At 38.6% G+C, this 24,502-nt stretch carries 23 protein-coding genes; 12 read left to right on the forward strand and 11 right to left on the reverse strand.

Annotated elements, in window-relative coordinates:
• Positions 1-378 precede the first annotated feature (378 nt).
• Positions 379-543 carry a PIN domain-containing protein gene (locus IE080_RS12250; RefSeq protein WP_189582839.1) on the reverse strand — a complete coding sequence of 55 codons (165 nt, stop codon included), beginning with the start codon at positions 541-543 and terminating at the stop codon, positions 379-381.
• A 3-nt stretch (positions 544-546) separates the two neighbouring features.
• Positions 547-786 carry a hypothetical protein gene (locus IE080_RS12255; RefSeq protein WP_189582842.1) on the reverse strand — a complete coding sequence of 80 codons (240 nt, stop codon included), beginning with the start codon at positions 784-786 and terminating at the stop codon, positions 547-549.
• A gap of 169 nt (positions 787-955) precedes the next feature.
• Between IE080_RS12255 and IE080_RS12260 the strand changes: the two genes are divergently transcribed.
• Complete coding sequence (locus tag IE080_RS12260; protein ID WP_189582845.1) at positions 956-3,460, forward strand: hypothetical protein; 2,505 nt, start codon at positions 956-958, stop codon at positions 3,458-3,460.
• Positions 3,461-3,922: 462 nt separating this feature from the next.
• Here the strand turns inward: IE080_RS12260 and IE080_RS12265 are convergent, their stop codons facing one another.
• The 6 genes from IE080_RS12265 to IE080_RS12290 are packed head-to-tail and all read right to left on the reverse strand — an operon-like array spanning position 3,923 to position 9,582.
• Positions 3,923-4,414 carry a hypothetical protein gene (locus IE080_RS12265; protein WP_189582848.1) on the reverse strand — a complete coding sequence of 164 codons (492 nt, stop codon included), beginning with the start codon at positions 4,412-4,414 and terminating at the stop codon, positions 3,923-3,925.
• Between the two features lie 48 nt (positions 4,415-4,462).
• On the reverse strand, positions 4,463-5,098 hold the full coding sequence (locus IE080_RS12270; RefSeq protein ID WP_189582851.1) for an ABC transporter ATP-binding protein: 636 nt from the start codon (positions 5,096-5,098) through the stop codon (positions 4,463-4,465).
• Between the two features lies 1 nt (position 5,099).
• Positions 5,100-5,879 (reverse strand): acyl-ACP--UDP-N-acetylglucosamine O-acyltransferase, encoded by a 780-nt coding sequence (gene lpxA, locus IE080_RS12275; RefSeq protein WP_189582854.1) that lies wholly within the window; start codon positions 5,877-5,879, stop codon positions 5,100-5,102.
• Entirely contained in the window at positions 5,876-7,270 is a 1,395-nt protein-coding gene (locus IE080_RS12280) for a bifunctional UDP-3-O-[3-hydroxymyristoyl] N-acetylglucosamine deacetylase/3-hydroxyacyl-ACP dehydratase (protein ID WP_189582856.1), read from the reverse strand. Before IE080_RS12280 ends, lpxA begins: the two co-directional genes overlap by 4 nt.
• A gap of 34 nt (positions 7,271-7,304) precedes the next feature.
• Positions 7,305-8,327 carry a UDP-3-O-(3-hydroxymyristoyl)glucosamine N-acyltransferase gene (gene lpxD, locus IE080_RS12285; protein WP_189582858.1) on the reverse strand — a complete coding sequence of 341 codons (1,023 nt, stop codon included), beginning with the start codon at positions 8,325-8,327 and terminating at the stop codon, positions 7,305-7,307.
• A 16-nt stretch (positions 8,328-8,343) separates the two neighbouring features.
• The gene (locus tag IE080_RS12290) at positions 8,344-9,582 is read right to left on the reverse strand and encodes an HD domain-containing protein (RefSeq protein ID WP_189582860.1); all 1,239 of its coding nucleotides are present in this window, start codon (positions 9,580-9,582) and stop codon (positions 8,344-8,346) included.
• Positions 9,583-9,633: 51 nt separating this feature from the next.
• Between IE080_RS12290 and porX the strand changes: the two genes are divergently transcribed.
• From porX to IE080_RS12305, 3 genes are read left to right on the forward strand one after another with little or no spacing between them, the layout of a single operon-like run.
• The gene (gene porX / locus IE080_RS12295; protein WP_189582862.1) at positions 9,634-11,193 is read left to right on the forward strand and encodes a T9SS response regulator signal transducer PorX; all 1,560 of its coding nucleotides are present in this window, start codon (positions 9,634-9,636) and stop codon (positions 11,191-11,193) included.
• Between the two features lies 1 nt (position 11,194).
• The gene (tsaE, locus tag IE080_RS12300; protein ID WP_229800620.1) at positions 11,195-11,644 is read left to right on the forward strand and encodes a tRNA (adenosine(37)-N6)-threonylcarbamoyltransferase complex ATPase subunit type 1 TsaE; all 450 of its coding nucleotides are present in this window, start codon (positions 11,195-11,197) and stop codon (positions 11,642-11,644) included.
• Positions 11,637-12,836, forward strand: coding sequence for an alanine dehydrogenase (locus IE080_RS12305; RefSeq protein ID WP_189582866.1), 1,200 nt, complete (start codon positions 11,637-11,639; stop codon positions 12,834-12,836). Before tsaE ends, IE080_RS12305 begins: the two co-directional genes overlap by 8 nt.
• On the opposite strand, the gene IE080_RS12310 is transcribed toward IE080_RS12305, so the two are convergent.
• Positions 12,833-13,303 carry a response regulator gene (locus IE080_RS12310; RefSeq protein ID WP_189582869.1) on the reverse strand — a complete coding sequence of 157 codons (471 nt, stop codon included), beginning with the start codon at positions 13,301-13,303 and terminating at the stop codon, positions 12,833-12,835. The genes IE080_RS12305 and IE080_RS12310 overlap by 4 nt on opposite strands.
• 158 nt (positions 13,304-13,461) lie before the next feature.
• Between IE080_RS12310 and IE080_RS12315 the strand changes: the two genes are divergently transcribed.
• From IE080_RS12315 to IE080_RS12345, 7 genes are all read left to right on the forward strand, one after another.
• Entirely contained in the window at positions 13,462-15,729 is a 2,268-nt protein-coding gene (locus IE080_RS12315; RefSeq protein ID WP_189582872.1) for an Rv1355c family protein, read from the forward strand.
• Positions 15,722-16,426, forward strand: a complete 705-nt coding sequence (locus IE080_RS12320; RefSeq protein WP_189582875.1) for a hypothetical protein — start codon at positions 15,722-15,724, stop codon at positions 16,424-16,426. Before IE080_RS12315 ends, IE080_RS12320 begins: the two co-directional genes overlap by 8 nt.
• Entirely contained in the window at positions 16,420-16,851 is a 432-nt protein-coding gene (locus IE080_RS12325) for a 7TMR-DISMED2 domain-containing protein (protein WP_189582878.1), read from the forward strand. The genes IE080_RS12320 and IE080_RS12325 overlap by 7 nt, the downstream gene beginning before the upstream one ends.
• A gap of 14 nt (positions 16,852-16,865) precedes the next feature.
• A complete protein-coding gene (locus IE080_RS12330; protein ID WP_229800621.1) occupies positions 16,866-18,494 on the forward strand; it encodes a sensor histidine kinase in 1,629 nt (542 codons plus the stop codon).
• Positions 18,484-19,608: a hybrid sensor histidine kinase/response regulator gene (locus IE080_RS12335; RefSeq protein ID WP_189582883.1), complete on the forward strand. Its 1,125-nt coding sequence runs from the start codon at positions 18,484-18,486 to the stop codon at positions 19,606-19,608. The genes IE080_RS12330 and IE080_RS12335 overlap by 11 nt, the downstream gene beginning before the upstream one ends.
• Before the next feature lie 77 nt (positions 19,609-19,685).
• A complete protein-coding gene (locus IE080_RS12340) occupies positions 19,686-20,225 on the forward strand; it encodes an inorganic diphosphatase (RefSeq protein WP_189582886.1) in 540 nt (179 codons plus the stop codon).
• A gap of 63 nt (positions 20,226-20,288) precedes the next feature.
• Positions 20,289-21,335 carry an outer membrane beta-barrel protein gene (locus IE080_RS12345; protein ID WP_189582889.1) on the forward strand — a complete coding sequence of 349 codons (1,047 nt, stop codon included), beginning with the start codon at positions 20,289-20,291 and terminating at the stop codon, positions 21,333-21,335.
• Here the strand turns inward: IE080_RS12345 and IE080_RS12350 are convergent.
• Together IE080_RS12350 and IE080_RS12355 are read right to left on the reverse strand one after the other, a co-directional pair.
• The gene (locus IE080_RS12350; protein ID WP_189582892.1) at positions 21,307-21,786 is read right to left on the reverse strand and encodes a hypothetical protein; all 480 of its coding nucleotides are present in this window, start codon (positions 21,784-21,786) and stop codon (positions 21,307-21,309) included. The genes IE080_RS12345 and IE080_RS12350 overlap by 29 nt on opposite strands.
• 68 nt (positions 21,787-21,854) lie before the next feature.
• Positions 21,855-22,466, reverse strand: a complete 612-nt coding sequence (locus tag IE080_RS12355) for an acyl carrier protein phosphodiesterase (protein ID WP_189582895.1) — start codon at positions 22,464-22,466, stop codon at positions 21,855-21,857.
• 68 nt (positions 22,467-22,534) lie between these two features.
• Between IE080_RS12355 and IE080_RS12360 the strand changes: the two genes are divergently transcribed.
• Entirely contained in the window at positions 22,535-24,460 is a 1,926-nt protein-coding gene (locus tag IE080_RS12360; protein ID WP_189582898.1) for an AAA domain-containing protein, read from the forward strand.
• The last annotated feature ends 42 nt before the right edge of the window (positions 24,461-24,502 follow it).

Consider the following 24,502-nt stretch of genomic DNA (forward strand, 5'->3'; position numbering starts at 1 on the left):
CTTCATCCTTTTCCTCCTCCCCTCCGAGCCGGCCCCTCGCTAAAAAGCTATTACTATAGCTTTTCTTCACGCTCGGTCCTCCTTCATCCTTCCTCCTTCCTCCTTCATCCTTCATCCTTTCTAATAATTCATCCTTCGGAGTTGGACGTTCATCATTCGACATTTTTTTTCTCGCCACCGGCGCAAAGATTTAAACGCCACGGCCGCAAAAAATATCCCCAACTTTTATATCTATACTCTAGCCTTAAAAATTACAGAAAAGAATAGTGGAACTATTGGGTAGCAATCTAAACTTATACTCCGAAATTTTGAAGATTGGTTTAAATGCACACTCATCAATTAAACATCTGTAGAATTCTGGTAATCATTTCCAGAAAGTTACTTTTTTTGCGTCCAATTCTCCAGTTTCAGATTTTTTAAATGTCTAAAATCTTTAACGTTGTCCGTTACTAGAATCATTTCGTTAGCTAATGCTGTAACACCAATAATTAAATCAAATTCATCATGCATGGGAGTTCCTTCTTGTCGAAGCAAGTATTGCATAATTCAAATTTTTACATCTTTTGATCTGAATTTCCTGCTTTCTCTTAAATCCTTCGCGATTTCTTCTGCGGACTTTTCTGAAACGAAACCTCCAAAAGAGCTGAAAAAGTCCTTTTCTTTTGTCTTTTTTCCCTTCCTGATAGATTTTGCAAGCCGTTCCAGTAGCTCTAATTTATTTTCCGAACTCATGTTTTCAAAAAGCTCAGAGTATGTTTCGATAATATGGCGTTCTGTAAGTGACATAACCTAAATTTCAATAAATATAAATAATTCCTTCCTATCTAGAAAACTAAACGTTTGTTTAATTCAATTCATGAGTTATCTTAGTTGGTAAAAATTCCATGTGGAGTTTGAAGCCAATGGTTGGGTTTTATCGTTAAAAACATATCCCTAATAGATATCATTACCACCCATGATTAAGCGATTGTTCCTATGCTCTATTTTTTTCCTGAACCTGTCCTACCTAGCGCAGGGGCAGACGGCTTATGAACAAAAGCTGGTGGTGGAGTTTGAGCAAAAGGCGAGGCAGCATGCAAGACCGATAGAGTACCTGCAGACAGATAAGGATATCTATGAGACAGGGGAACAGCTTTGGTTCAGGTTTACGCAGCTTGACGGACAGTTGTTGACCCCACATCCCAAAGACAGTATCCTGTATCTTAGACTGGTGAAACAGACGGACAGGGAGGTTTTTTGGGAGGAGAAGTACCCGCTGAGGGGTGGATTTTCAGACGGAATGGTCCTTATCAGGGATGACCTTGTACCGGGGATATACCAGTTGGAAGCCTATTCCCCCTCAGGAGTGTACCAGGGGATGGAGCGCTACCATGCATTCAAGGAACTCGAAATCCGCAAATACATCAGCCCCGAGATTATCATCAGACATAACCATGAGGATGATGGGGACAGCCTAAGCCTGATAATCTCCGATAAACAGGCCAAGAGGCTCTCAGGAGCCGAGGTCAAGGCCAGTTGGCTGGATGTGCAGAAGCAACCTGTGCATCAGGCATCTTTCCGCTCAGATGCAGAAGGGAAACTGTCCATCCCACTCCAAAGAAACGGGGCGAAATTACTGGACCTGGAGATAGTTTCAGGCAATAAACAGGTATTCCAGCGCTTACCATTGAGGGGCCAAAAGGGATCAGAACGACTGACCTGGCATCCAGAGAGTGGCAAACTGGTCCATCATCAGGAAACCTCCGTGATGCTTTCATCCACGGGCAGTACTTCCAAGGATCAATCAAGACAGGGAGTACTAATGAAGGACGGGAAGATGCTACAACCCATTGGTACAGGAGCTGATGGCTTGGGAAAACTGAGGATCAAACCGGAAAAGGGTTCCGTGTATGGTATCCTGTGGAACGATGCGCCCTCTGATACATTACCTGTTTTTGATCAGATCGAGGAGCAGGGAGTAACGATCCATCTAAGGCCTATGGGCGATACGCTGATGGTGGGTATTCAGACCTCCTGGCCCCATCAGAAACACCTTGTGAGGATACAGATGAGAGGGATCGTGTACGTGTTTCAGGAATTTATGCTGGAAAGCAATTCCCAGATAAAGGTGCCAATCGCCCATATTCCATCAGGCATAGCAGAAGTAGCGGTATTCAATGAAGCCTCCGAACCCTTGGGCCAACGGCTGGCATGGATAGAGAACAATGGTAAGCTGCATGTGGAAGCAATCCTCAGCCAATCTGAATACGGTACCAGGGAGAAAGTCGATGTCACTTTCACCGTAAGGGATTCCCAGGGAAAGGCGCTAGGAGGTGTACTCTTGGGGGGAGCTGTATCGGATAAGCTTTTCCATAATGCGGGATACAAAAGGAACTTGTATACCCTGGCACACATACTCACCCAAGTGGGGCCACAGCCCAATCTTGAGTTCCTTATGGCAGCACCTGAGGCAAATGACAGCAGAAAGCTACAGACCATATTGGAATCCTGTGCGATAGAACAGTATATCTGGCTGGAAGAGCAGATGAAAGACCATCAGTCCAAGGCCCCCCTTCTTCCCAACAAGCTTAGGGGACAGATTGTCTATAAAAGCTCCAAAAAGCAGGACAATCCAAATTTTGCGCTTTTGTTCCGAGGGGACGATGAGTCCTCCACGGAGATTATTCCCTTGGATGGAGCGGGCAATTTTGAAATAGATGCAGAAATTCTTGACTTTGGGAGGGACGAGTATCTGTATGTAAAAGCGCTGCCGAAAGGTTCGATGCAAATCAATCTTTCCATCGAGGAACCTTTAGAACTTTTGTCTCCTGTAATGAAAACAAAAGGACTGATTTACCCAAGTATGACTTATGGAAAGCAGGAAGAGGAGAAGCTGGACTTTCCTGCCTTTGACAGGAATATGATTCTATTGGGGGAATTTGTGGTCAGAGGAAGGCGTATGGTTCAGGAACGTGAAAAGTTTATTGGTGATCTGGTTGAAAGGGCTAAATTGGATTTTAATAATGACTTTGTTTGTAATGGTGGTTATTTAAATTGTCCAATTTGTGGTTATACTGACAAAAAACCAATAGAGGGAGAGACTTACATAGAGATTTTATATTTACAAAAAGCTAATCATAGTATTTCAACAAGGGGCAATTGGAGACGTATTATATATCGATATCCAGTCTACACCGATGAGGAGTTGATGAGGATGTATAATATGACCCGGACCAAGGGATTTTTTATAGGTCGAGGGTTTGTACATAAAAAGTATCTTGATGTAGCTTCCAAAAATGACCCTGAGTCGGATTACAGGAATACGCTGACCTGGATACCGTATCTGTTGACCGATGAAGAGGGGAAGGCTGAGATGGAATTTTATACCTCCGATATCCGCTCGATATTCACCGGCAACTTCGAAGCCCTCGGTCCGGATGGAAAGATGGGGCAAGTGATTTTTGAGTTTGTGGTGGAGTAGATCTCACGAAAAAAGTCCACGAATGGCACGAATTACACGAAGGCATCATTCTGAAAGGATAAATCTAAAATCTACCTTCTAAAATCATAAATAAAAAGTCCACAGATGGCACAGATTTGCACAGATTAAGGTGTTGGGAGAAACTTGGGGGATAGTTTAGAAAAATTGCAGGCTTGACTTTTAATTTCCTCGCATGGCTTGGGTGATGGGTTTTCATCTTTCCTCCTTTCTCCTTTTCCTCCTCCCCTCCGAGCCGGCCCCTCACTAAAAAGCTATTACTATAGCTTTTCTTCACGCTCGGTCCTCCTTCATCCTTCCTCCTTTACCAAAATTCATCATTCGGAGTTGGACGTTCATCATTCGATATTTTTTTCTCGCCACGGGCGCAAAGACTTAAAGGCCACGCCTGCGACGTGATTTTCCTCCTGATTAAATTTAAAATCTACCTAAGGGAAGGCATGTCTACCTTCTTTTAAGAGTGAAAATATAGTTCCCAGCAATAGCTTCAACCCGTTCTTCTATTCTACCTGAAGGCATCGGAACATTGAAAGTGAGGATTAAGTTATCAGCAGTCCTTGTGAAGGTAATGTCTCTACCCGCAGCTGGTCTTGTACCTGATAACCTCAAACGATCAAAGTTACCTCCCTCAAATGTCCAAGTGCCGTTAGAATCAAAAAGATTATTGCTATTGGTTGTTTGATACGTTTTATTGCTGCCAGAGCTTGCTAACGTGAATTCAAAATTAGCAAATAGGGCTGTCTCTGTTCGTCCATCTCTAGTGACCGAACCCCCACCTGCAATGGTCCATACCTGAGAAGATCCGGATGTTAGATCTAAGATTGCCAGTTCTTCGGGTGTTTTTTGTGGTTCAGGATCTGAACCTGATCCTCTACAAGATCCTAGTACGAATACAATTACTAAGGGGGAAATTAAAGTGAAAAATATTTTTTTCATGCGACTAATTTTAATATTGAATGAAATGTAGCTGTTTTATTTTAACAATCAAAGTTTAGGTCTAGTCTTGTAATGCTCAATCACTATATTTTGTTTACAAAAACCATATTCTTTTGGCTCATTTGAACAAACAAGTATTTTTCTGTCCCGTCCAAAGTCATCAACTAAACTTAAATACCAATTACAACCTTTATTGTCCAAATTCGAAGAAGGCTCATCAAGTAAAATTAAAGGTACATCAGAGAAAAAGCAAAGTCCTAGCTTCAGTCGTTGTTTCATACCTGAAGAAAATTGAGAAACTGTTTTGTTTTTGTGTTCGCTGAGATACATAATGTCTATCATTTTTTTGATTGATAGATCCTTAAATGCCTTTTTGAATTTAAAATGAAATCCAAGCACTTCTTGTAAAGTAAACTCTTCTGGTAGCTCTAAATACGGAGCACTAATTACCAAGTGTTGATAAATAGTTGCATCTGAAATGCTGTTGCCATTGATACTGTAGAGTATGCTTCCGCTAGTCAGTGGGAGTTGGCCAGAAATACATTTAAGTAACGTAGATTTTCCGGATCCGTTTGACCCTGTTATGGCCCAAGCTTTCGCATCATCTAGGTTAAGAGAGATGTCTTTAAAAATCCATTCAAATTGGAATCTTTTGGAAATTTTATCAAGTTGAATGGAAATCATATTAGCTGATATAGCCTTTCATTACGCCGCGCTCAGAAGAGCGAATGAAATTGACAATTTCATCCCGCTCTTTGGTGGCTGGTAAATTAATTTCAATCTCTTCCAAAGCCCTGCTGTTGTTAAGGCTATTTAAGAATAGGTATCTATAAACCTCTTGTATGTGGCTGATGCTTTCAGAAGAAAATCCTCTTCTTCTCAAACCTAAACTATTGACTCCCGCATAACTTAAGGGTTCTCTAGCAGCTTTTGTAAATGGCGGCACATCCTTTCTTACAAGTGATCCACCCGAAATCATGCTATGCATGCCGATTTTGACAAATTGATGGATAGCACTACTGCCTCCTACAATTGCCCAATCATCAATTGTTACATGGCCTGCCACTTGTACTGAGTTGGCAATAATAACATTGTTTCCAACAATGCAGTCATGGGCAATATGGACATAAGCCATCAATAGGCAATTGCTTCCTACTTTGGTAATTCGTTTGTCTATCGTGCCACGACTAATGGTTACACATTCCCGAATGGTCGTGTTGTCTCCGATTTCTACCGTAGATACTTCTCCTTGAAATTTTAGGTCCTGAGGGATTCCTGCAATTACTGCACCAGGAAAAATTTTACAGTTTTTACCGATTCTTGCACCGGGATAAATAGTTACATTGGACCCAATCCATGTGCCTTCACCAATGATTACGTCTTCATGTATCATGGTAAAAGGGTCTATATGAACCTCGGTACCAATGATTGCTTTGGGGTCAATATGGGAAAGATTGCTGATCATGATTCTTTTCTTACAATGCTGGCTGTCATAGTAGCTTCACAAACAAGCGTATTGCCTACATAAGCCTCTCCTTTCATCTTCGCAATACCACGTCGGATAGGGGCCAAAAGTTCACATTTAAATATAAGGGTATCTCCAGGAAGAACCATTTTTCGGAATTTACAATTTTCAATTCCTAAGAAATAGGTCCAATAATTTTCAGGATCATCTACTGTACTCAATACTAATATCCCACCTGTTTGCGCCATTGCTTCAACTTGTAATACACCTGGCATCACTGGATTTGCAGGGAAGTGACCCATAAAAAATGGCTCATTGATAGTTACATTCTTCACCCCAGCTACAGTAGTCTCATCCAAATAGATGATTTTATCCAATAATTGGAAAGGGTATCTATGCGGAAGAATATTGCTGATCTGATTAATATCCATCACAGGTGGCAGTTTTGGGTCATAATGGGGGATATGGTTATGTCCCATTTTTTCCCAAGCTCTTTTTAGTTTTTTAGCAAAGGCAACATTCGCGGCATGACCAGGACGGGCAGCTAATATCTGAGCTTTTAAAGGTCTTCCTACCAATGCTAAATCACCAACTACATCCAAAAGTTTATGTCTGGCAGGCTCATTTTTATAACGAAGGTCTACATTATTTAGAATCCCTTCTTTTCGAACCTCGACTTTGTTTTTGTTGAACATTTTGGCTAGATGCTCCAATTCCGAATCATCGACAACCCTGTCCACAACCACTATCGCATTGTTTAAATCACCACCTTTTATCAAGTTTTGCTTGTAAAGCATTTCTAATTCGTGTAAGAAACAGAAGGTTCTGCAAGAAGCAATTTCAGCTTTAAATTGGTTGATATTGGTGATTGAGGCGTGCTGACTTCCTAGCACAGGAGAATTATAGTCAACCATAACAGTCACACGGTAGTCATCCAAAGGAAGTGCTGCAATTTCAACTTCACGGGAGGCATCTCTGTAAGAGATGCTTTCTGGAACTTCAAAAAATCTTCTCAAAGCATTTTGCTCTTCAATTCCAGCATTTTCTAAAACTTCAATAAACTGTATAGATGAACCGTCCATGATAGGAGGCTCTGGTCCATCCAATTGAATCAACACATTATCAATCTCTAAACCTACTAATGCTGCCAATACATGCTCTACTGTAAATACACGTGCACCACTTTGTTCCAAAGTTGTTCCACGAGATACGTCTACTACATTATCTACATCTGCATCGATGATTGGTCTTCCTTCAATATCTATTCGTTGAAATTTGTAGCCGTGATTTGGTGGGGCTGGTAAAAATGTCATATTTGAAATGACACCTGTGTGCAAACCTACACCGCTTACAGTTACTTGTTTTTTGATGGTATGTTGTTTTACCCTCATGATTCTTTTGTACAGATTTTTAAAAGATGCAAATTTAGTCTTTTTTTTCCAGTTCCTTAATTCTTTGTTGGATTTGAGGGAGATTTCTGAAAATGGCATAAGACTTCAAAAAATCCTTGAGGTCCATTGCCACAAAGCCAAAGAGTGTTTGTCCTTTATTTGTGATATTTTTACTGATTCCTGTTTTTGCTCCGATTGTAGTATTGTCTGCAATTTTGATATGCCCTACAATACCGGCTTGCCCGGCAATCACACAATTTTTACCGATTTCTGTAGAACCAGAAATACCTGTTTGAGAGGCGATTACGGTATTTTCACCTATGATTACATTGTGGGCAACTTGAACCAAGTTATCAATTTTAACTCCCTTTTTTATAATCGTAGAGCCCATAGTGGCACGGTCTACCGTTGTATTAGCCCCTATGCTGACGTTGTCTTCGATGATAACATTCCCTATTTGAGGAATAGTCTTGTAAGTGCCGTCTTCTTGAGGTGCAAAACCGAATCCATCAGAACCGATTACTGCTCCAGAGTGAATTTCACAGTTGGAGCCAATCCTGCTGTCATACTGAATTTTAACGCCTGGGTGAATGATGGTGTTATCTCCGATTTCACAGTTATCCCCTACATGGGCTTGTGCGTGAATTTTTACGTTTTTTCCGATTTTACAGTTTTTACCAATGTAAGAAAAGGCTCCTCGAAACCCGAAGTCTCCCATACTTGAACTCGCATCCATAAATGCAGGTTCTTCTACACCTTGTTTGCTTTGCTTGGTCAGTTGGCTGTAAGCTTCTAGTAGCTGGGTAAATCCAGTGTAGGGGTTTTTTACACGGATCAAGTTACATTTAACTTCTTTTTGTAAAAGCAGCGTTTCAGAAATAATTACAGCTGTTGCCTCCGTTTGGTAAAGAAAAGGCTCATATTTTTCATTGGATAAGAAACTAATGCCCCCAGCTTTTCCTTCTTGGATTTTGTCCAATCGGTTGACAGTAGCTGACCCATCCCCCTCTACCTTTCCTCCTAAAATTCCTGCAATTTGATCAAGTGTAAATTTCATTCCTTGTATTTAAAGCCTACAAATTTAAATTTTTAGCCTGACAAATGTAGTGTTTGGTCACTATTTTACTCATTGCTTTGATATTTGGCAGGTCCGCAGCTTGCGCTACATCCAAAATCTCTCCTTTTTTGGTAAGAATATGTATTTTCTCCTTCGTTAGATATGCGTAGTTACTGATGCTTCCGTAAGTAAAGAAATAGGGTAAGTCATCCTCAGGTATGACGAGTCTTTTTATGGCTTTTGTCCTGGCCTCTTCAATTTCTTCTAACAAATACTCTTCATTTCTCAAATTGATCTTAAATAGCTTCCGTCCCAAAAACATGTTTGAAATGCATTTGAGCACGTAATCTTGTTCATTTTTCCAGAGTTTGATACCTCCCCAAATATCAAAATCATCAAGGGATAAAAATAAGTTAAGTAAATCTGTAGACTGCTCAAAATCTCCCAAGGTGAAGTCATGGGAAAGAAAATGCAGCAACTCATCTGTTGCTCTTAGGTTCCCACGATTTTGCTGTACATGTTTGGCTCTGAGCACCAGGTTGATAAGCATTTTCTCTGCGCTGACGGTTGTCTTGTGCAGGTACACTTGCCAATACATTAAGCGGCGGGCAGATAAAAAATTCTCTATACTATACAGCCCTTTTTCTTCTACCACTAATTGGTCATGCTTGATGTCCATCATTTTGATGATACGGTCCGCACCGATAGTGCCTTCTGAAACCCCGGTGAAAAAGCAATCACGCTGAAGATAATCCAAACGGTCAATGTCTAATTGGGATGATACTAGCTGATGAAAAAACCTTCGTTCGTATTGGTTATTGAATATTCTTAGTGCTAAGTCAAGTTTGCCGTCAAACTGACGGTTTAGCTCTTCCATTACCAAGATGGACAAACGCTCGTGTGGAATGTTTTTGAGCAGACTATATTCGAGCGCATGGGAAAAAGGACCATGCCCCACATCATGCAGTAATATGGCAATCAATGAGGCCTCGAATTCTTCCTCGGAGATTTCATGACCTTTGTATCGGAGGTTTTCGAGCGTAATACTCATCAGGTGCATGGCGCCCAAGGCATGGTGGAATCGGGTATGCAATGCTCCGGGATAAACGAAATCTGTCAAACCTAGCTGCCTGATCCGACGTAACCTTTGAAAGTAGGGATGGTCAATGATGGAAAAAATCAACTCACTAGGGATGGTAATAAACCCGTAAACGGGGTCATTTAGAATCTTTCTGCTTTTCAATGTCGCTGACATTTGATTGATTCCAAAAGTAATTATAATTTTAAAAGAATTAAACCGAATTTTATGCAAAAATTTAAAATCCTTTGGGCTGATGACGAAATAGATCTATTGAAACCACATATTCTGTTTCTTCAACAAAAAGGCTACGAAATTGTAACTGTCAATTCGGGGGTGGATGCTATCGATGAAGTGGAGGAGCAATCGTTTGACGTGATTTTTTTGGATGAGATGATGCCTGGTATGACGGGGCTAGAAACCTTGCAGCAAATAAAAATGATCAAGCCGCATATCCCTGTGGTGATGATCACTAAAAGTGAGGAGGAGCATATCATGGATGATGCTATTGGCGGGAAGATTGCAGATTATCTGATCAAACCTATCAACCCTAATCAGATCTTACTTTCGGTAAAGAAAATTTTGCAAAACAAACAGCTCATTACAGAAAAAACCAATCTTTCTTATCGGCAGGATTTTATGAATATCAGCATGGCATGTAATGATGCATCCACTCATCGGGAATGGGCTGATATCTATAAGCGATTGACTTATTGGGAACTGGAAATTGATGAGACTGAAAATAAAAGCATGCAAGATGTGCTAGATACCCAAAAGACGGAGGCCAATAGTTCATTTGCAAAGTTTATCAAAACTAATTACCTCGATTGGCTAAATGATCCAAAGATTGAAAAGCCATTATTGAGTCCCCGAGTAATGAAAGAAAAAGTATTTCCTCACCTCGTGGAAGGGAAGCCTTTATTTTTTATAGTTATCGATAACTTAAGATTGGATCAGTGGGAAGTGTTGAAACCTTTGATAACCGAGTATTTTAACATTAAAGAAGAAACTTCTTATTTTAGTATTTTGCCAACGACCACTGCCTATGCTAGAAATTCGCTATTTAGTGGTATGATGCCATCTGAAATGGCACGTTTCCACCCGGATTTATGGGAAGGTGAAGATACAGATGAAGGGAAAAATAACAATGAAGAAGAGTTTCTAGCTGAAAATTTGCATAAAAATAGGCTGAATATAAAATTCAGTTATACTAAGATTTTACAAGCCTACCAAGGAAAAACAGCCTTGGAGCAATTCCATAATTTGTTGCACAACGATCTCAATGTGTTGGTGTATAATTTTGTGGACATGATGTCTCATGCACGTACGGATATGAAAATGATCCGTGAACTTGCCCCCAATGAGTCTGCCTACCGTTCCCTAACCAAAAGTTGGTTTGAGCATTCTACGTTGTTTGAGATGTTCAAAAAAATCAATGATGCCAAAGCCGAAGTTATTGTGACTACAGATCATGGTACCAAGCGTGTGAACAAACCCTATAAAATTATCGGGGATAAGACCATTACAACGAATCTGCGGTATAAGCAAGGGAAGAATCTTAACTTCGAAAGTGGAAAGGTTTTTGAAATTCATAAACCGGAAGATGCCAAGCTTCCTAGGTTTAATGTGTCCACAAGTTATGTTTTTGCAGTGGAAGATTATTTCTTTGCATATCCAAACAATTACAATTACTACGTCAATTTCTATAAGGACACCTTTCAGCATGGAGGCGTTTCATTGGAGGAAGTGATTGTACCTTTGGCGCATTTAAAACCCAAGACGAGCTAAATTGGAATCAAAAACCATAGACAACTATTCGTTGTCAGATATTCACGAAGTAGCCCAACAAGTAAAATCTTTTGCTCAAGATATGCCAATTTGGGTCTTCAAAGGAGCAATGGGAGCTGGCAAGACGACACTTGTTAAGGCTATTGCGGTTGCCTTTGGCGTGGAGGATCAAGTGTCTAGCCCTACCTTTGGTTTAGTGAATGAATACAGAAATGGAAAAGGTCAAACTTTCTATCATTTTGATTTTTATCGAATTAATGAAGAGGAAGAGGTGTTGGATATCGGTATAGATGAGTATTTTTACAGCGGGAACTATTGTTGGTTAGAGTGGGCGGAGAAAATTCCACATTATTTGCCTGAAGATTTTGTATTGATAACCTTAGCGGTAGATGAATCTGGCAAGAGAAAAATCCAAATGAACCGAGTGATTAAGGGGCAAAAACATGGTTGAGATAACTGATACAACGGTATTGACGCAAGAGGCTAAGGCCAAGGTGAAAACACGAAATAACTCTTTGGTAATAGGCATTCCCTTGGAACGCTCTGCGCAAGAAAAAAGGGTGGTTCTCACACCGGATGCTGTGGCACTACTAGTCAATAATGGTCAACAAGTCGTGGTGGAAACTGGGGCTGGTAAGGATTCCAAATTCACCGATAAGGATTATTCAGATGCAGGGGCAAAAGTCGTCTATTCAGCCAAGGAAGCATTTGAGGCAGAAGTGGTACTAAAGGTAGAGCCACCTACTGAAGAAGAAATCGGTTTCATGCCAGTTGGTGCTTGCCTTATTTCAGCGCTTCAGCTTGGTAAGCAAGAGGCATCTTTTATTCATGCCTTGAATGCAAAAAAAATCACAGCTGTATCCTTTGAAAATCTTGAAGACAAAGTAGGAGGTATGCCGGTGGTCAGGGCTATGAGTGAAATAGCGGGCTCCACAGTGATGTTGATAGCTGCTGAGTATTTAAGTTCTGTCAGTGCTGGCAAAGGCTTACTGCTTGGCGGTATTACAGGTGTGCCTCCGACAAAAGTAGTCATTATAGGAGCGGGAACAGTCGCTGAATATGCAGCTAGAACTGGGTTGGGGCTAGGAGCTAATATTAAAGTGTTTGATAATCATTTGTATAAGCTCCGAAGAATTAAGCAGTTACTTGGGCAACAGATATACACATCAACTATTGATAATTATACATTGGCTGAGGAGTTGAAAAATGCTGATGTAGTCATTGGTGCGCTCCGTGCAGAAAAAGGTCGTAATATGATTGTTATCACAGAAGAAATGGTGGCTGGTATGAGTCCTGGAAGCATCATCATTGATGTCAGTATCGATCAGGGTGGCTGTGTGGAAACCGCAGAAATGACCACACATGATAATCCGGTATTTATCAAGCATGATGTCATACACTATTGCGTTCCCAATATTGCCTCAAGGGTGGCTCGGACAGCATCTTTTTCTTTGAGTAATATTTTTACACCGATTATTTTACAAATGGCAGATCTGGGTGGTGCCGAAGAGATGGTGTTTAACTACAAATGGTTTATGAAAGGAGTATACACCTATAGAGGTAGCCTGACAAATGCACATTTGGCAAGAAAGTTTGGCATGACCCATAAGGAACTTCAGCTATTACTAGCAGCTAGATTTTAAGACAAAAGATTTTGGCGAAGCAAAAACTCGAGTTGCTCGTTGACCCTTATTAGATCTTGGGTTAATTTTTTATTTTCCTTTCTCAATGAAAAAACTTCAAATGCATTTCTAATTACATTTTTTAAATATTCTTCATCCCATGGCTTTGTAAGGTAATGATAAATCTGTCCTTTATTGATTGCATCTATTACAGCTTGTATGTCAGTATATCCCGTTAATAAAATTCTCATTGGCTCTGGATGAGTTGGGATGATTGATTCTAAAAAGTCAACACCTGTTTCATCGGGCATCCGTTGATCGGTAATTATAATATCCACTTTTTCTTTTGATAAAATAGCCCTTCCCTCATCTGCTGAAATAGCAATATGTACTTTAAAATCTCTTCTAAAAGTTGCCTTGAACGCTTGCAGATTATGCATTTCATCATCAACATACAAAACTGAAACTTTGTCATCTGGGATCATCATAGGGATCGGGCGTTCATTTATTTATCACAAATTTAATATACCTTACTTCAAATATCTTCTTTTCATACAAAATCTGTGAATAATTTCTAGTAAAAAGAAAAAGTTTTGCATTCATTCGTTTAAATTTACTAGAAATTTCACCCACTTAATTATTTTCAATGCCAATTCTTCCTAAGCCTTTGTATGAAGAAGACTCAAAACATATTATTTTAAATCTAACAAAAAAAAATGACTTGCGTCATTTTTTGGATTTAAAGCAAGATAGTACTATTCGAAAAATCGATCTTATACTCAATCAAATTGAAGATCTAATCAAGCTTCAAAACCCTACCAGGCAGTTTACGAGAGCAGAATTGGCAGATAAGTCAAAAGAGTTTTTGCAAGCAAATGGTGGAGACTCCTATGGGAATTGGGTATTTTATCCATGGAGAAGAAGTTTAATTCATATTTTGCCCGAAAAGGAGTATAGAGATGTACGTACTGTGAGGAATAGATATAAAATCACAGATGAAGAACAAGCGATTCTTGAAGAAAAGAAAATCGGGGTAGTTGGACTTTCAGTTGGTCAAAGCGTTGCTATTGCCCTGACGTTGGAAAGGTCTTATGGGGAGTTAAGGATAGCAGATTTTGATACCTTAGAGTTAAGTAATCTGAATAGACTTCGATCCGGTATTCACTATCTTGGTGTAAAAAAGACAACTATCGTTAGTAGAGAAGTAGCAGAGATTGATCCATATCTTCAAGTAACTGTTTTTGAAGGGGGAGTTTCAGAAGATAATATAAATAATTTTCTTTTAGATGGGGGGCAACTGGATCTCTTAATTGATGAATGCGATAGTTTGGATATGAAATTGATGATGAGGGAACGAGCTCGTCAACTTGGTATTCCTGTATTAATGGATACCTCTGATCGGGGGATGTTGGATATTGAAAGGTTTGACTTAGAGCCTCATCGAGAAATTTTCCATGGATTGGTTGGAGATTTGGACTATAGAGTTCTTAAGGATCTACCAATGAAAGAAAAAATACCTGTAGTTCTAAAAATTACGGGATTAGAGACTTTGTCTTCCCGTATGAAAGCCTCTCTGTTAGAAGTTAATCAAAGTATCACCTCTTGGCCTCAGGATGCATCTTCTGTTTTTCTGGGAGGGGCTTTGGGGGCATATGCCAGTAGAAGTTTGCTATTGGGAAATCATTCTGAATCAGGTAGATATTTTGTTGATTTTGATGAACTTCTGTTTACCAAAGCTCGATCTTTTGAAGAAAGTAAAAAGACTCTACAATTAAATAAACTGGTCAGTGAAAGTTTCTCGGTCAAGGGAAATTTGAAATCAGAATATCAACTTCCAAAAGAAAAGATAGTCGAGCTTGTTGAATTTGCGAACTTAGCACCATCTGGAGGAAATGTTCAGCCTTGGATATGGATTTTTAATAAACAAGGAGTCTTGGAATTATGGCATGATCAAGAAAGGTCTGACTCGTTATTAGACTTCAATGGAACGGGCTCTTTATTAGCCTTCGGTGCAGCCTTGGAAAATATTAGGATATGGACTCGTGCTAATGGTGTTTTAATTGAAGTTATTGAACATATACGTGAGTTTGGGCAAAATCAAATTGCATCGGTTGTGTTTTTGTCTGCTCATGCTGATTTAAAAAAAGAAGAACCTTTATTCGATTACGTATCAAGAAGGATTACTAACAGGCTTAATCAGAAGAGAATCCGAATACCTTTAGATCATATTCGGCAACTTTATCAAATTCTGGAAGGAACTGAATTTGAATTAAAGATTTTTGAGGAACCAGAAGACCTTCAGTTTTTAGCTCTTATCAATGGTAAAATGGATTGGGTCCGTATGTTGAATAAACAAGGGTATGAGGATTTTTTGGAGGAGGTTCGATGGACACCAGAGGAAGCTGAGCAGACTAAAGACGGGATAGATTTAGCCACTTTCGATTTTGGGGCAGCAGAAAAAGCTTTAATGAAGCTTATTAGCAACCGACAAGCAATGGATGTGATTCGGAAATTCAAATTAGGGCAAGGTTTTACTAAGATTTCAGATGATACATTTAAATCTGCATCAGCAATTGGGGTATTTATAGGACCGGATTTCACACCTCAAACATATCTTAATGGAGGCTCACTTCTTCAAAGAATATGGATTACAGCAAATAAGTTAGGGATAAGTTTTCAACCAGTAACCGCATCTTTATTTATGTTTCATAGATTTTTTAGGGGAGGAGAGAAAGATTTTTCATCATTCGAAAGTAATTTAATTCATGCAAGTTTTAATGAACTTCAAAGACTCATCAATATGAAAAAAGAAGTGCCTCTATTCATGTTTCGTTTGAATATTACTAATGGTGATGTTACTACTTCTTATCGTCGGGATGTAAGTGATACTCTTAAGTTTTTGCAAAATGTTTAAATTTAGAGCTTTTAGAGCTATTGATGATCAGCAGTCGTGCAAAGAATTTGCATCAGGCCATCACAATGTGTTGCAGCAATATGGGGTCAACAAGGTAACATCTGCAAATAATGATTGGATGTATAATCCTTTTGTATATGTGGTGGTGGTTGAACTTAAGGAAACAGGTGAGATAGTTTCTGGTTTGAGATTGCATATAGCTCATCCTGACTATCCTTTACCAATGGAGACGGCTGTTTCTCAAGTGGATAAAAATGTTTTTGAACTTGTGTGTTCTTACGGTAAACATGGAACAGCAGAAGTTTCCGGATTGTGGAATTCAAGAAGCATTTCTGGCTATGGAATTGGTGCGGTTTATTTGATTAGGGCAGGTATTGCGCTTTCAACTCAATTAAAATTAGGCTCTTTATTGGCATTGGTAGCCGAATATACATTGCCTCCATCGCTACAAAAAGGCTTTGAAATTGAGCCGGCGATAGGGAAAGATGGAACGTTTTTTTATCCAAAGCTAGATTTGGTTGCTACATCCATTGTTTTAAAAGATCCTTATACCTTGCCCAAAGCCGAACAGGTAGAAAGGGATTATATTTTTGAATTAAGGGAGTCTTTGCATTGCATAAAAAAGGAACATACACCCAAAGGAATTATAGAAATAGAATTTGACTTACGGCTCACTAATCCCAATTGGAAATGTTAATAAGTTCCATATTGATCATAATAAGCAGCCTTAGTATACCTGCTCTCCAATGGAAAGCAGGTGAGGCTTTAAAAAATGTCGAATGTTACGAGTTTTTGATTGATAAAGATGGGACCTTTTCTATAGAAGATGTTTTGGAAGATGATAGATTTCAGTTAATCGAATCCGAAAATCCAAATTTCGGAATCAATAAAGCTGCGATTTGGCTTCGTTTTGGTGTGAATGGTTTAAGAAATTCACCGGAAAATAAATTCCTTGTAATTAATAACAGTTCCTTGGATGTTGTAAACTATTTTTTAGTGAATGAAGGTGCGGTTGTTGATAGTCAAAAAAGCGGAAGGATAGTTGATTTTTCCACCCGGATTCTACCATCAAATAAATTTATTTTTNGAGTAGTGATAAAAAAATTGTTTCTGCTTATATAGCGACTACTTTAGGGGTGTACCAGCGATTAAACTTTGAAAACGTTTTGTTTGGAATATTCACAGGTATTATAGTTGGATTGTTTTTTTATAATATTTTTTTATACAGTTCCGTTCGTGATATTACTTATTTAGTGTATGTGCTTCATCTATTAGCTGTTTGGTTTGCTCAATCCTCTATTTTAGGGTATACACAGGAGTTTCTGTGGCCAAATTGGATTTGGATGAATCAACGATCAATTGTGATCTTTTCTTCGCTGGTAAGTATTGTTGGTATCTGGTTTCTCAGAGTATTTTTAAACTCCGATCATTATGTGCCGACCTTGAACAAAGGATTTAACTTTATCTATGGAGTTTATGCATTTATATTAATTAATGCGTTTTTCATTTCCATAACCTTAAGTTATCAGGTGTTACTTGTAACTCAGTCTATTGTGGTTTTGTATGTTTTTTTAGTAGCATTTATGATTCTTAAGAAAGGCTATGGACCTGCTCGATTATATTTAATTGCATGGTCTGTATTTATGATTGGGATATTTGTTTTTGTTTTTTCTGAAATGGGAATTATTCCTTTTACCAAGTTTTCAGCTTATATCATGCCTTTTGGTTCAGGACTTGAAGTTGTCTTGATTTCTTTTGCCTTAGCTGATAAAATCAATATTCTAAAAAAAGAAAAAGAGACGGAACAGCAAGAAAAGCTCTCTGTTATGAAAAGGAATGAGAGTTTGATTACAAGACAAAATGAATTGCTGGAGGAAAAAGTTAAACAGCGTACATTAGAATTAGAAGAAACCTTACACAATTTGCAAAGCACCCAGACTCAATTGGTAGAACAAGAGAAAATGGCTTCACTTGGTCAGTTGACAGCAGGGATTGCACATGAAATTAATAACCCTATCAATTTTGTTAGTTCCAATGTGTCTCCGTTAAAGAGAGATATTGAAGATATTTTAGAAATATTGGAAAGCTATAAAGCTAAGGGCGACATTGAATTTTCTTCTGAAACTAGAGAGGAATTGAAAGTACTGGAGGACGATTTAGAACTTTCTTATTTATTGGATGAAATCCAGCAGCTTTTACAAGGAATGGAAGATGGAGCTAAGCGTACCGTAGAAATCGTTAAAGGCTTAAAACTCTTTTCTCGAGTCGATGAGCAAGATGTAAAAAAGGTTGATGTTCATGATGGTTTGAACAGTACTCTGATATTGCTTAATAGTACTATGTCTGGAAAGATTGAGGTTGTTAAAGAATATGAATCTATACCTCCCATAGAATGTTTGGCAGGAAAAATAAATCAGGTTTTTATGAATATCCTTAATAATGCTATTCAAGCGCTATTAGAAAACGAGCATCAAGAAGTTCCTCCAAAAATAATTATCAGGACAAAAAATTTGAATCAATTTGTACAAATTGAAATTGAAGATAATGGACCGGGGATTCCTGATTCAGTCAAACAACGTATTTTTGAACCTTTCTTCACCACCAAGCCTGTGGGTAAAGGTACAGGGCTTGGATTGTCTATAGTATATACAATTATTGAAAATCATCGGGGATTTTTGGAAGTGAATACCCATTCAGGAAAAGGAACAAATTTCATAATCAAACTCCCTGTTCTTCAAAATAATCACCATACACATGAAGGATAAAATAAAAGTGCTTTATATAGATGATGAGGCTAATAATTTAAACTCATTTCGAGCTAGTTTACGCAAATTTTTCACCATTACAACTGCCACTGACGCAGCCCAAGGTTTAGAGTTAGTGAAGAATGAAGAGTTTCAAGTTGTTGTTGCAGATCAACGTATGCCAGGAATGACTGGTGTCGAATTTTTTGAGCAGTTGACAAAAATCAACCCAGATCCGATAAGGATCTTACTTACAGGTTATTCTGATATTTCTTCTGTTATTGATGCTATCAATAAAGGAGAGGTTTATAGGTTTATCGATAAACCATGGAATATTGATCAAATTAAAAATTCAATAAGCAATGCAGCTGAAATTTACAATACAAAGAAGGAATTAAGAGACAAAACCAATAGACTGGAAAAAATCCAAGCAGAGATGAATCAATTTGTGTACTCTCTATCACATGAATTAAGAGGGCCTTTAATGAGTATTTCAGGTGTTTCCAAGTTGGCTAAAATGGAGTTTTATGATCCTCAAGTTTTAGAATATTTTGAGATGATTGACTCTGCTACTGTCAAACTAGATGATTTTATTTATAAGATGTTGGATTTTTACCGTTCAACTAAAATGGACTCCAGACCTGCATCTATTAAGTTTGATGAGATTTTGTATCAACAAATGGAGAGCTACAAAGAAAAATGGGATCTCAATGGATTTGAGCTTTTATTAAGCATAAATCAAACAGAGGAATTTTGGTCTGATGACGCTAAAATCCGAGTTATATTAAATAATTTATTTTCCAATTCTTATAATTTTCACAAAGATCTCCAGAATGGTCCATGGATAAAAATTGAGGTTTTGGTAAATAATGGAATAGCCGAAATTTCGGTAGAGGATAATGGGCATGGAATAGAAGAAAAGTATCAGTCTGAGGTCTTTAACTTGTTTCAGCGAGCTTCACGGAAAAATGTAGGTTCAGGGCTTGGTTTGTACATGGTTAAAGAATCCGTTTCACAAATGGGTGGTAGTATAAAATTGATTTCCGAAGCAAGTGTAGGGACAAAAGTTACAGTAAAGCTTCCAAGCATGAAAATGGATCAGAATAATGATTTGAAGACTAATATGTCAAATTAAACTTTCAATTCATTTTTTTCCTTGGTTTTTGACCGTAATTTTGAACTCAGTTTTGTTTTAATCAAACGTTTTTAATTATGATCAATCCATGGCACGATGTGCAATTAGGAAAAGAAGCGCCTGAATATGTAATGGGTGTAATAGAAATCCCTAAGGGCAGTAAGGGTAAATATGAGTTAGATAAAAAAACAGGGATGTTGCTCTTAGATAGAGTTTTGTTCTCAGCTGTTCATTACCCTGCTAATTATGGTTTTATTCCTCAGACTTATTGTGAGGATCATGACCCCTTGGATATCTTGATTATCTCTCAAATTGATATTCCCTCAATGACATTAGTGAAAGCGAAAGTAATTGGAGTAATGAGAATGATTGATGGGGGAGAGGCAGATGATAAAATTATTGCTGTTGCAGCAGGTGATCAATCTGTTAATTATATCAACGATATAGATGAGCTGCCTCCTCATTTAATGAAAGAAGTACACCGTTTCTTTGAAGACTATAAGAAGTTGGAAAATAAAGAAGTGAAAGTGGAAGATTTCTTGGGCAAAGAAGAAGCCTTTAAAATCATTCAGGAAAGCGTTGAGCTTTACGATAAGCATTTCAGAACTAGAAAGTAATCATAAGTGAAAGCCAGCGAAAGCTGGCTTTTGTTGTTTGATTGAAACCCTAATTACATTTGTATGAGGCTTTTGCTGATTTGTCTTTTGCTGGTTAATGCAGCAAACTCTTTTGCACAAGAAGAGGGTCCAGGTTCGTGGGAATTTTCTGGGTACTTGGAAACCTATTACAGTTTTGATTTTAATCGGCCAGACAATCACCGGAGACCTCATTTTCTATACAATTTTAATCGGCATAACGAGTTCAGCGTTAATCTTGCACTTGTGAAGGCTTCCTATACGGAAGGTACTATTCGTGGTTCGCTTGCCTTAATGGCGGGGACTTATGCTCAGTATAATCTTGCAGAGGAACCTACTTGGGCTCAATATCTAAATGAAGCGTCTATTGGAGTGCGATTGCTAGAAAATCTTTGGTTAGATGTGGGAATAATGCCTTCACACATCGGATTTGAAAGTTGGATTGGGACTGTTGGATGGCATCTTAATAGAAGCTTAATGGCGGAAAATTCCCCTTACTTCCTGACAGGAGCAAGGTTAAGCTATGATTGGAAGGAACATACCCAATTCATCTTATGGGTTTCCAATGGTTGGCAAAATGTCCAACGAACCCAAAATAGTCAAGGAGTAGGACTTGGACTAGGCATCAATCATTCTCCAATCAAAGGAATGGTGATTAATTATGCCAATTATTTGGGCAATGAAAGCACCATAATCCTTAGAGAAATGCGATTTTTCAATAATTTTTACATCCAACATGAGCTACCATCTTGGGGATATACCCTTGGTTTTGATTATGGTGTGCAACAAGTAGTACTCGCCCCTAAAGCGCAGTGGTGGGGGCTGACAGCATCCTTGAAAAAAACAGTTTTGGAAAAATATACTGCTGCCATACGAACAGAGTATTATTCAGACCCTCGGGCAATTATTTTAGATGAACCATTTAAATTGTCCGGGCATTCCATCAATTTGGATGTTCCTTTGAATGATAAATTGATATGGAGAGTTGAAGGAAGACAGTTTTTGGCCGAGCAGGGAAGGTTTTCTCTTCGAGACGGGAGTTTTTCAAGAAATAATTTTGCCCTTACTTCCTCTTTGGCTTTGAGTTTTTGACAATAAAGGAAACGTGTTGTTTTGCCAGTTTTTTTTGAAAGTAAGCAAGCATTTCTGAGTAGTTTTCATGTTCATGATTGCTGATAGTAAAGGAGGTTTGATCTTCAAATACTACGGTTAGTTGTCGAAATTCCCGATTGTTTGCGAGTACTTTTTCTTCCTCCCATACCTTAACTTGATCCAAGGTATAGTTTTTTGTTAGTCTTCGAAGAGGGAATTTTAGGATAATTTTTTCTTTACCGGCAGAAATAAATTTATAGCCTGCCATCATTTTGACAAGTAGTAATAAAATTACTATCGTAAGTATGGTCGTGCTTAGTAAATAAAACCATAGGCCAAAAGTTCTGAGATTTGCGAAATGGATTAGGGTGCTAATTAATCCAATAATTAGTAATCCAAGAACTGAACTAAGTGCTACATAGGTGTTAGTTTTTGGTTTACAAGTTGTCATTTGTTGATGGATTTAGTCAAAAATAATTCTATGAACTTCATAATTAAGGATGTATCGGGTAATAGAAATTAACGTTCGGAGATAAAGTTTGAATTAATTAACTCGTTTAAGCTTGCTTTTGAATATGCTACTAAATCCTCAAAAAAATCTCCAAAATGTAAACGGAAGAACTCATGGTGTTGATCCAAGAATTTATGTGCTGTTTCCATATTAGAATTAAAGGTTGTTCTCTTAGCCATACCCTGTAATGCGCGACGTATTCCGTCAAATTCTCCATATTTCACAAGCATGTTATATAAACGGATATTTCCATACATCTTTATGAATTTCTCAGGAAGAATGTCAGCATGTTGGTCAACAATCAAGTACACTTCTTGAGCAAAATCATTTAAGGGCTGAGGATGGTAATTATTCCAAAATTTACTTAAAAAATGATCAAAGTACATATCGGTAATAACTGTGGAGTACCTACCAAAATTTGGTCTGAGTAATAATTGAGCTTCTTTTACAACAGGGTGACTATCTGTATATGCATCTATGGCTCTATGAAGCTTTATTCCAAGAACTATTTCTGGTTCATATTTTTTTTCAATTGCCCCCCTTACAGAGTCACCGATAAGGTTACCGATTAAAATCTTTGGTCTACCAAAAGAAAGATATGCATGCGCTAAATAATTCAAGACTTTTCTTAAACAGTAAGGTTGAAAGAATGATTTACTTGTAATTTCACATCCAAATTTACGATTCCATGGCAACTATTCAGGACCAATTAAAAAATACTTTTAGACTTTTAAAAATCGAATGGGAAGAAGACCTTGCTCAATACAAAAAAAAGTTCTTGTACACCTCCATAGCTGACAAAAAAGAGGAGGGTGTCTGTTGGTATCCTGTGTATTTGAAAAAATCTAAAATTGGTCACGGCGAGCGTGTGATTATTGAGTTGGAAAGACCTGATACCAATTATGCGCATATCTTTCAATCGGGGAAATCAGTATCTATTTTTTCTACACAAGAAGGCTTCCATCATCAACGAATCAATGGTGTGATCAATCAGGTCAAAAAAGAGGTAATGGTGGTGACTATTCAAGTGGATGAAATCCCTGAGTGGATGCATAAAGGCAAAATGGGTGTGGACCTGTTATTTGACGAAGCATCCTATCGAGAGATGGAATACACTATGAAGGCAGTCGTAAAAGCTGAAAAAGGCCGTATAGGTGAATTGAAGCATATTTTGTTGGGAGAACAAGCAGCAAGTTTCGATACCAAGCTTCTTCAGAATAACCCCTTATTGAATTCCTCTCAGAACAATGCTGTAGCCTTGGTAAGTAACGCCAAAGATGTTGCAATTATTCATGGACCTCCAGGAACAGGCAAGACAACGACACTCGTTGCGGCGATTGCTCAATCTTTAGAGCGTTACCTCCAGGTGTTGGTATGTGCTCCAAGTAATGCAGCGGTGGATTTGTTAGTAGAAAAATTAATTGAAAAAAATATTGCCACGCTTCGCTTAGGACACCCTGCACGGGTAGATGATGCTATCCTGAATCAAACCTTGGATGCGAAGCTAGCGATGCATGAAAGCTACCGGGATTTGAAAAAAGTTAAAAAATCTGCGGAAGAATATCGAAAGTTGGCCTTCAAGTACAAAAGAAGCTTTGGTCCCGAAGAGCGCGCCCAACGAAAAAGATTATTGGACGAAGCAGGAAGGTTGAAGGATGAGGCAGAACAATTGGAAGATTATATCACACATGATGTCTTTCAGCGCACTCAGGTATTTGCCACCACCTTGGTAGGGGCAAGTAGCCATGTGTTGAAAGGAATGGAGTTTCCAGTGGTTTTTATTGATGAAGCAGCCCAAGGTTTGGAACCGGCTACTTGGATCCCGATTTTGAAAGCTAAAAAGGTGGTGATGGCGGGAGACCATTGTCAGTTGCCACCTACCATCAAATCTTATGATGCTTCGAAAGCCGGTTTGAGTGAAACTCTATTCGAAAAAGTTATCAAAAGACAAACCAATGTTTCTCAAATGTTGCAAGAGCAATACCGCATGCCAGAGACAATTATGGGGTTTTCGAGCAGGTATTTTTACCATTCAGGCTTAACTGCTGCTTCCAATACGCGGACTCACTTTTTGCAGGAAGAGGAACCGGTGATGGAGTTTATTGATACAGCAGGAGCAGGCTATCAAGACCAGCAAGAGCAAGAATCCTTGAGTACCTATAATCCTGATGAAGCTAAATTCACCCTACAGCATTTAGAAAATTTATTAAAAAGAGTGGGGATTGGCACAATCAAAACCCAAGGCTGGACAATTGGGCTGATTGCACCTTACAGGGCTCAGGTTCGCAAATTCAATGAATTGATTTTTGAATCCTATGCATATCCCAATTTACGCTCCTTTTCAGAACTATTAACCATTGACTCCATTGACGGTTTTCAAGGTCAGGAGCGGGACATCATTGTCATCAGCTTGGTCCGCTCCAATAGCAAGGGAGAAATCGGGTTTTTATCAGATGTTCGCCGGATGAATGTAGCACTGACACGGGCCAAAAGAAAATTGGTGGTCATTGGCGATTCGGCAACCCTATGCACCCATGAGTTCTACCGAGAGTTTTTGGATTATGTGGAGGAAAAGGGTTGTTACAAGAGTGTATATGAGTTTATGGAAGAGTAGTGCGTCTAATACTACGTATAAACGCATATGGAAGCAGTTCTT

This window comes from Mongoliitalea lutea, from assembly GCF_014652135.1.
In the GTDB taxonomy this organism is placed as follows: domain Bacteria; phylum Bacteroidota; class Bacteroidia; order Cytophagales; family Cyclobacteriaceae; genus Mongoliitalea; species Mongoliitalea lutea.

What these genes read in the sequence shown, in the direction of transcription:
- IE080_RS12250 (WP_189582839.1), bottom strand. Translation starts at nt 543, where the DNA reads ATGCAATACTTGCTTCGACAAGAAGGAACTCCCATGCATGATGAATTT.
- IE080_RS12255 (WP_189582842.1), bottom strand. Translation starts at nt 786, where the DNA reads ATGTCACTTACAGAACGCCATATTATCGAAACATACTCTGAGCTTTTT.
- IE080_RS12260 (WP_189582845.1), top strand. Translation starts at nt 956, where the DNA reads ATGATTAAGCGATTGTTCCTATGCTCTATTTTTTTCCTGAACCTGTCC.
- IE080_RS12265 (WP_189582848.1), bottom strand. Translation starts at nt 4,414, where the DNA reads ATGAAAAAAATATTTTTCACTTTAATTTCCCCCTTAGTAATTGTATTC.
- IE080_RS12270 (WP_189582851.1), bottom strand. Translation starts at nt 5,098, where the DNA reads ATGATTTCCATTCAACTTGATAAAATTTCCAAAAGATTCCAATTTGAA.
- lpxA (WP_189582854.1), bottom strand. Translation starts at nt 5,879, where the DNA reads ATGATCAGCAATCTTTCCCATATTGACCCCAAAGCAATCATTGGTACC.
- IE080_RS12280 (WP_189582856.1), bottom strand. Translation starts at nt 7,270, where the DNA reads ATGAGGGTAAAACAACATACCATCAAAAAACAAGTAACTGTAAGCGGT.
- lpxD (WP_189582858.1), bottom strand. Translation starts at nt 8,327, where the DNA reads ATGAAATTTACACTTGATCAAATTGCAGGAATTTTAGGAGGAAAGGTA.
- IE080_RS12290 (WP_189582860.1), bottom strand. Translation starts at nt 9,582, where the DNA reads ATGTCAGCGACATTGAAAAGCAGAAAGATTCTAAATGACCCCGTTTAC.
- porX (WP_189582862.1), top strand. Translation starts at nt 9,634, where the DNA reads ATGCAAAAATTTAAAATCCTTTGGGCTGATGACGAAATAGATCTATTG.
- IE080_RS12305 (WP_189582866.1), top strand. Translation starts at nt 11,637, where the DNA reads ATGGTTGAGATAACTGATACAACGGTATTGACGCAAGAGGCTAAGGCC.
- IE080_RS12310 (WP_189582869.1), bottom strand. Translation starts at nt 13,303, where the DNA reads ATGATGATCCCAGATGACAAAGTTTCAGTTTTGTATGTTGATGATGAA.
- IE080_RS12315 (WP_189582872.1), top strand. Translation starts at nt 13,462, where the DNA reads ATGCCAATTCTTCCTAAGCCTTTGTATGAAGAAGACTCAAAACATATT.
- IE080_RS12320 (WP_189582875.1), top strand. Translation starts at nt 15,722, where the DNA reads ATGTTTAAATTTAGAGCTTTTAGAGCTATTGATGATCAGCAGTCGTGC.
- IE080_RS12335 (WP_189582883.1), top strand. Translation starts at nt 18,484, where the DNA reads ATGAAGGATAAAATAAAAGTGCTTTATATAGATGATGAGGCTAATAAT.
- IE080_RS12340 (WP_189582886.1), top strand. Translation starts at nt 19,686, where the DNA reads ATGATCAATCCATGGCACGATGTGCAATTAGGAAAAGAAGCGCCTGAA.
- IE080_RS12345 (WP_189582889.1), top strand. Translation starts at nt 20,289, where the DNA reads ATGAGGCTTTTGCTGATTTGTCTTTTGCTGGTTAATGCAGCAAACTCT.
- IE080_RS12350 (WP_189582892.1), bottom strand. Translation starts at nt 21,786, where the DNA reads ATGACAACTTGTAAACCAAAAACTAACACCTATGTAGCACTTAGTTCA.
- IE080_RS12360 (WP_189582898.1), top strand. Translation starts at nt 22,535, where the DNA reads ATGGCAACTATTCAGGACCAATTAAAAAATACTTTTAGACTTTTAAAA.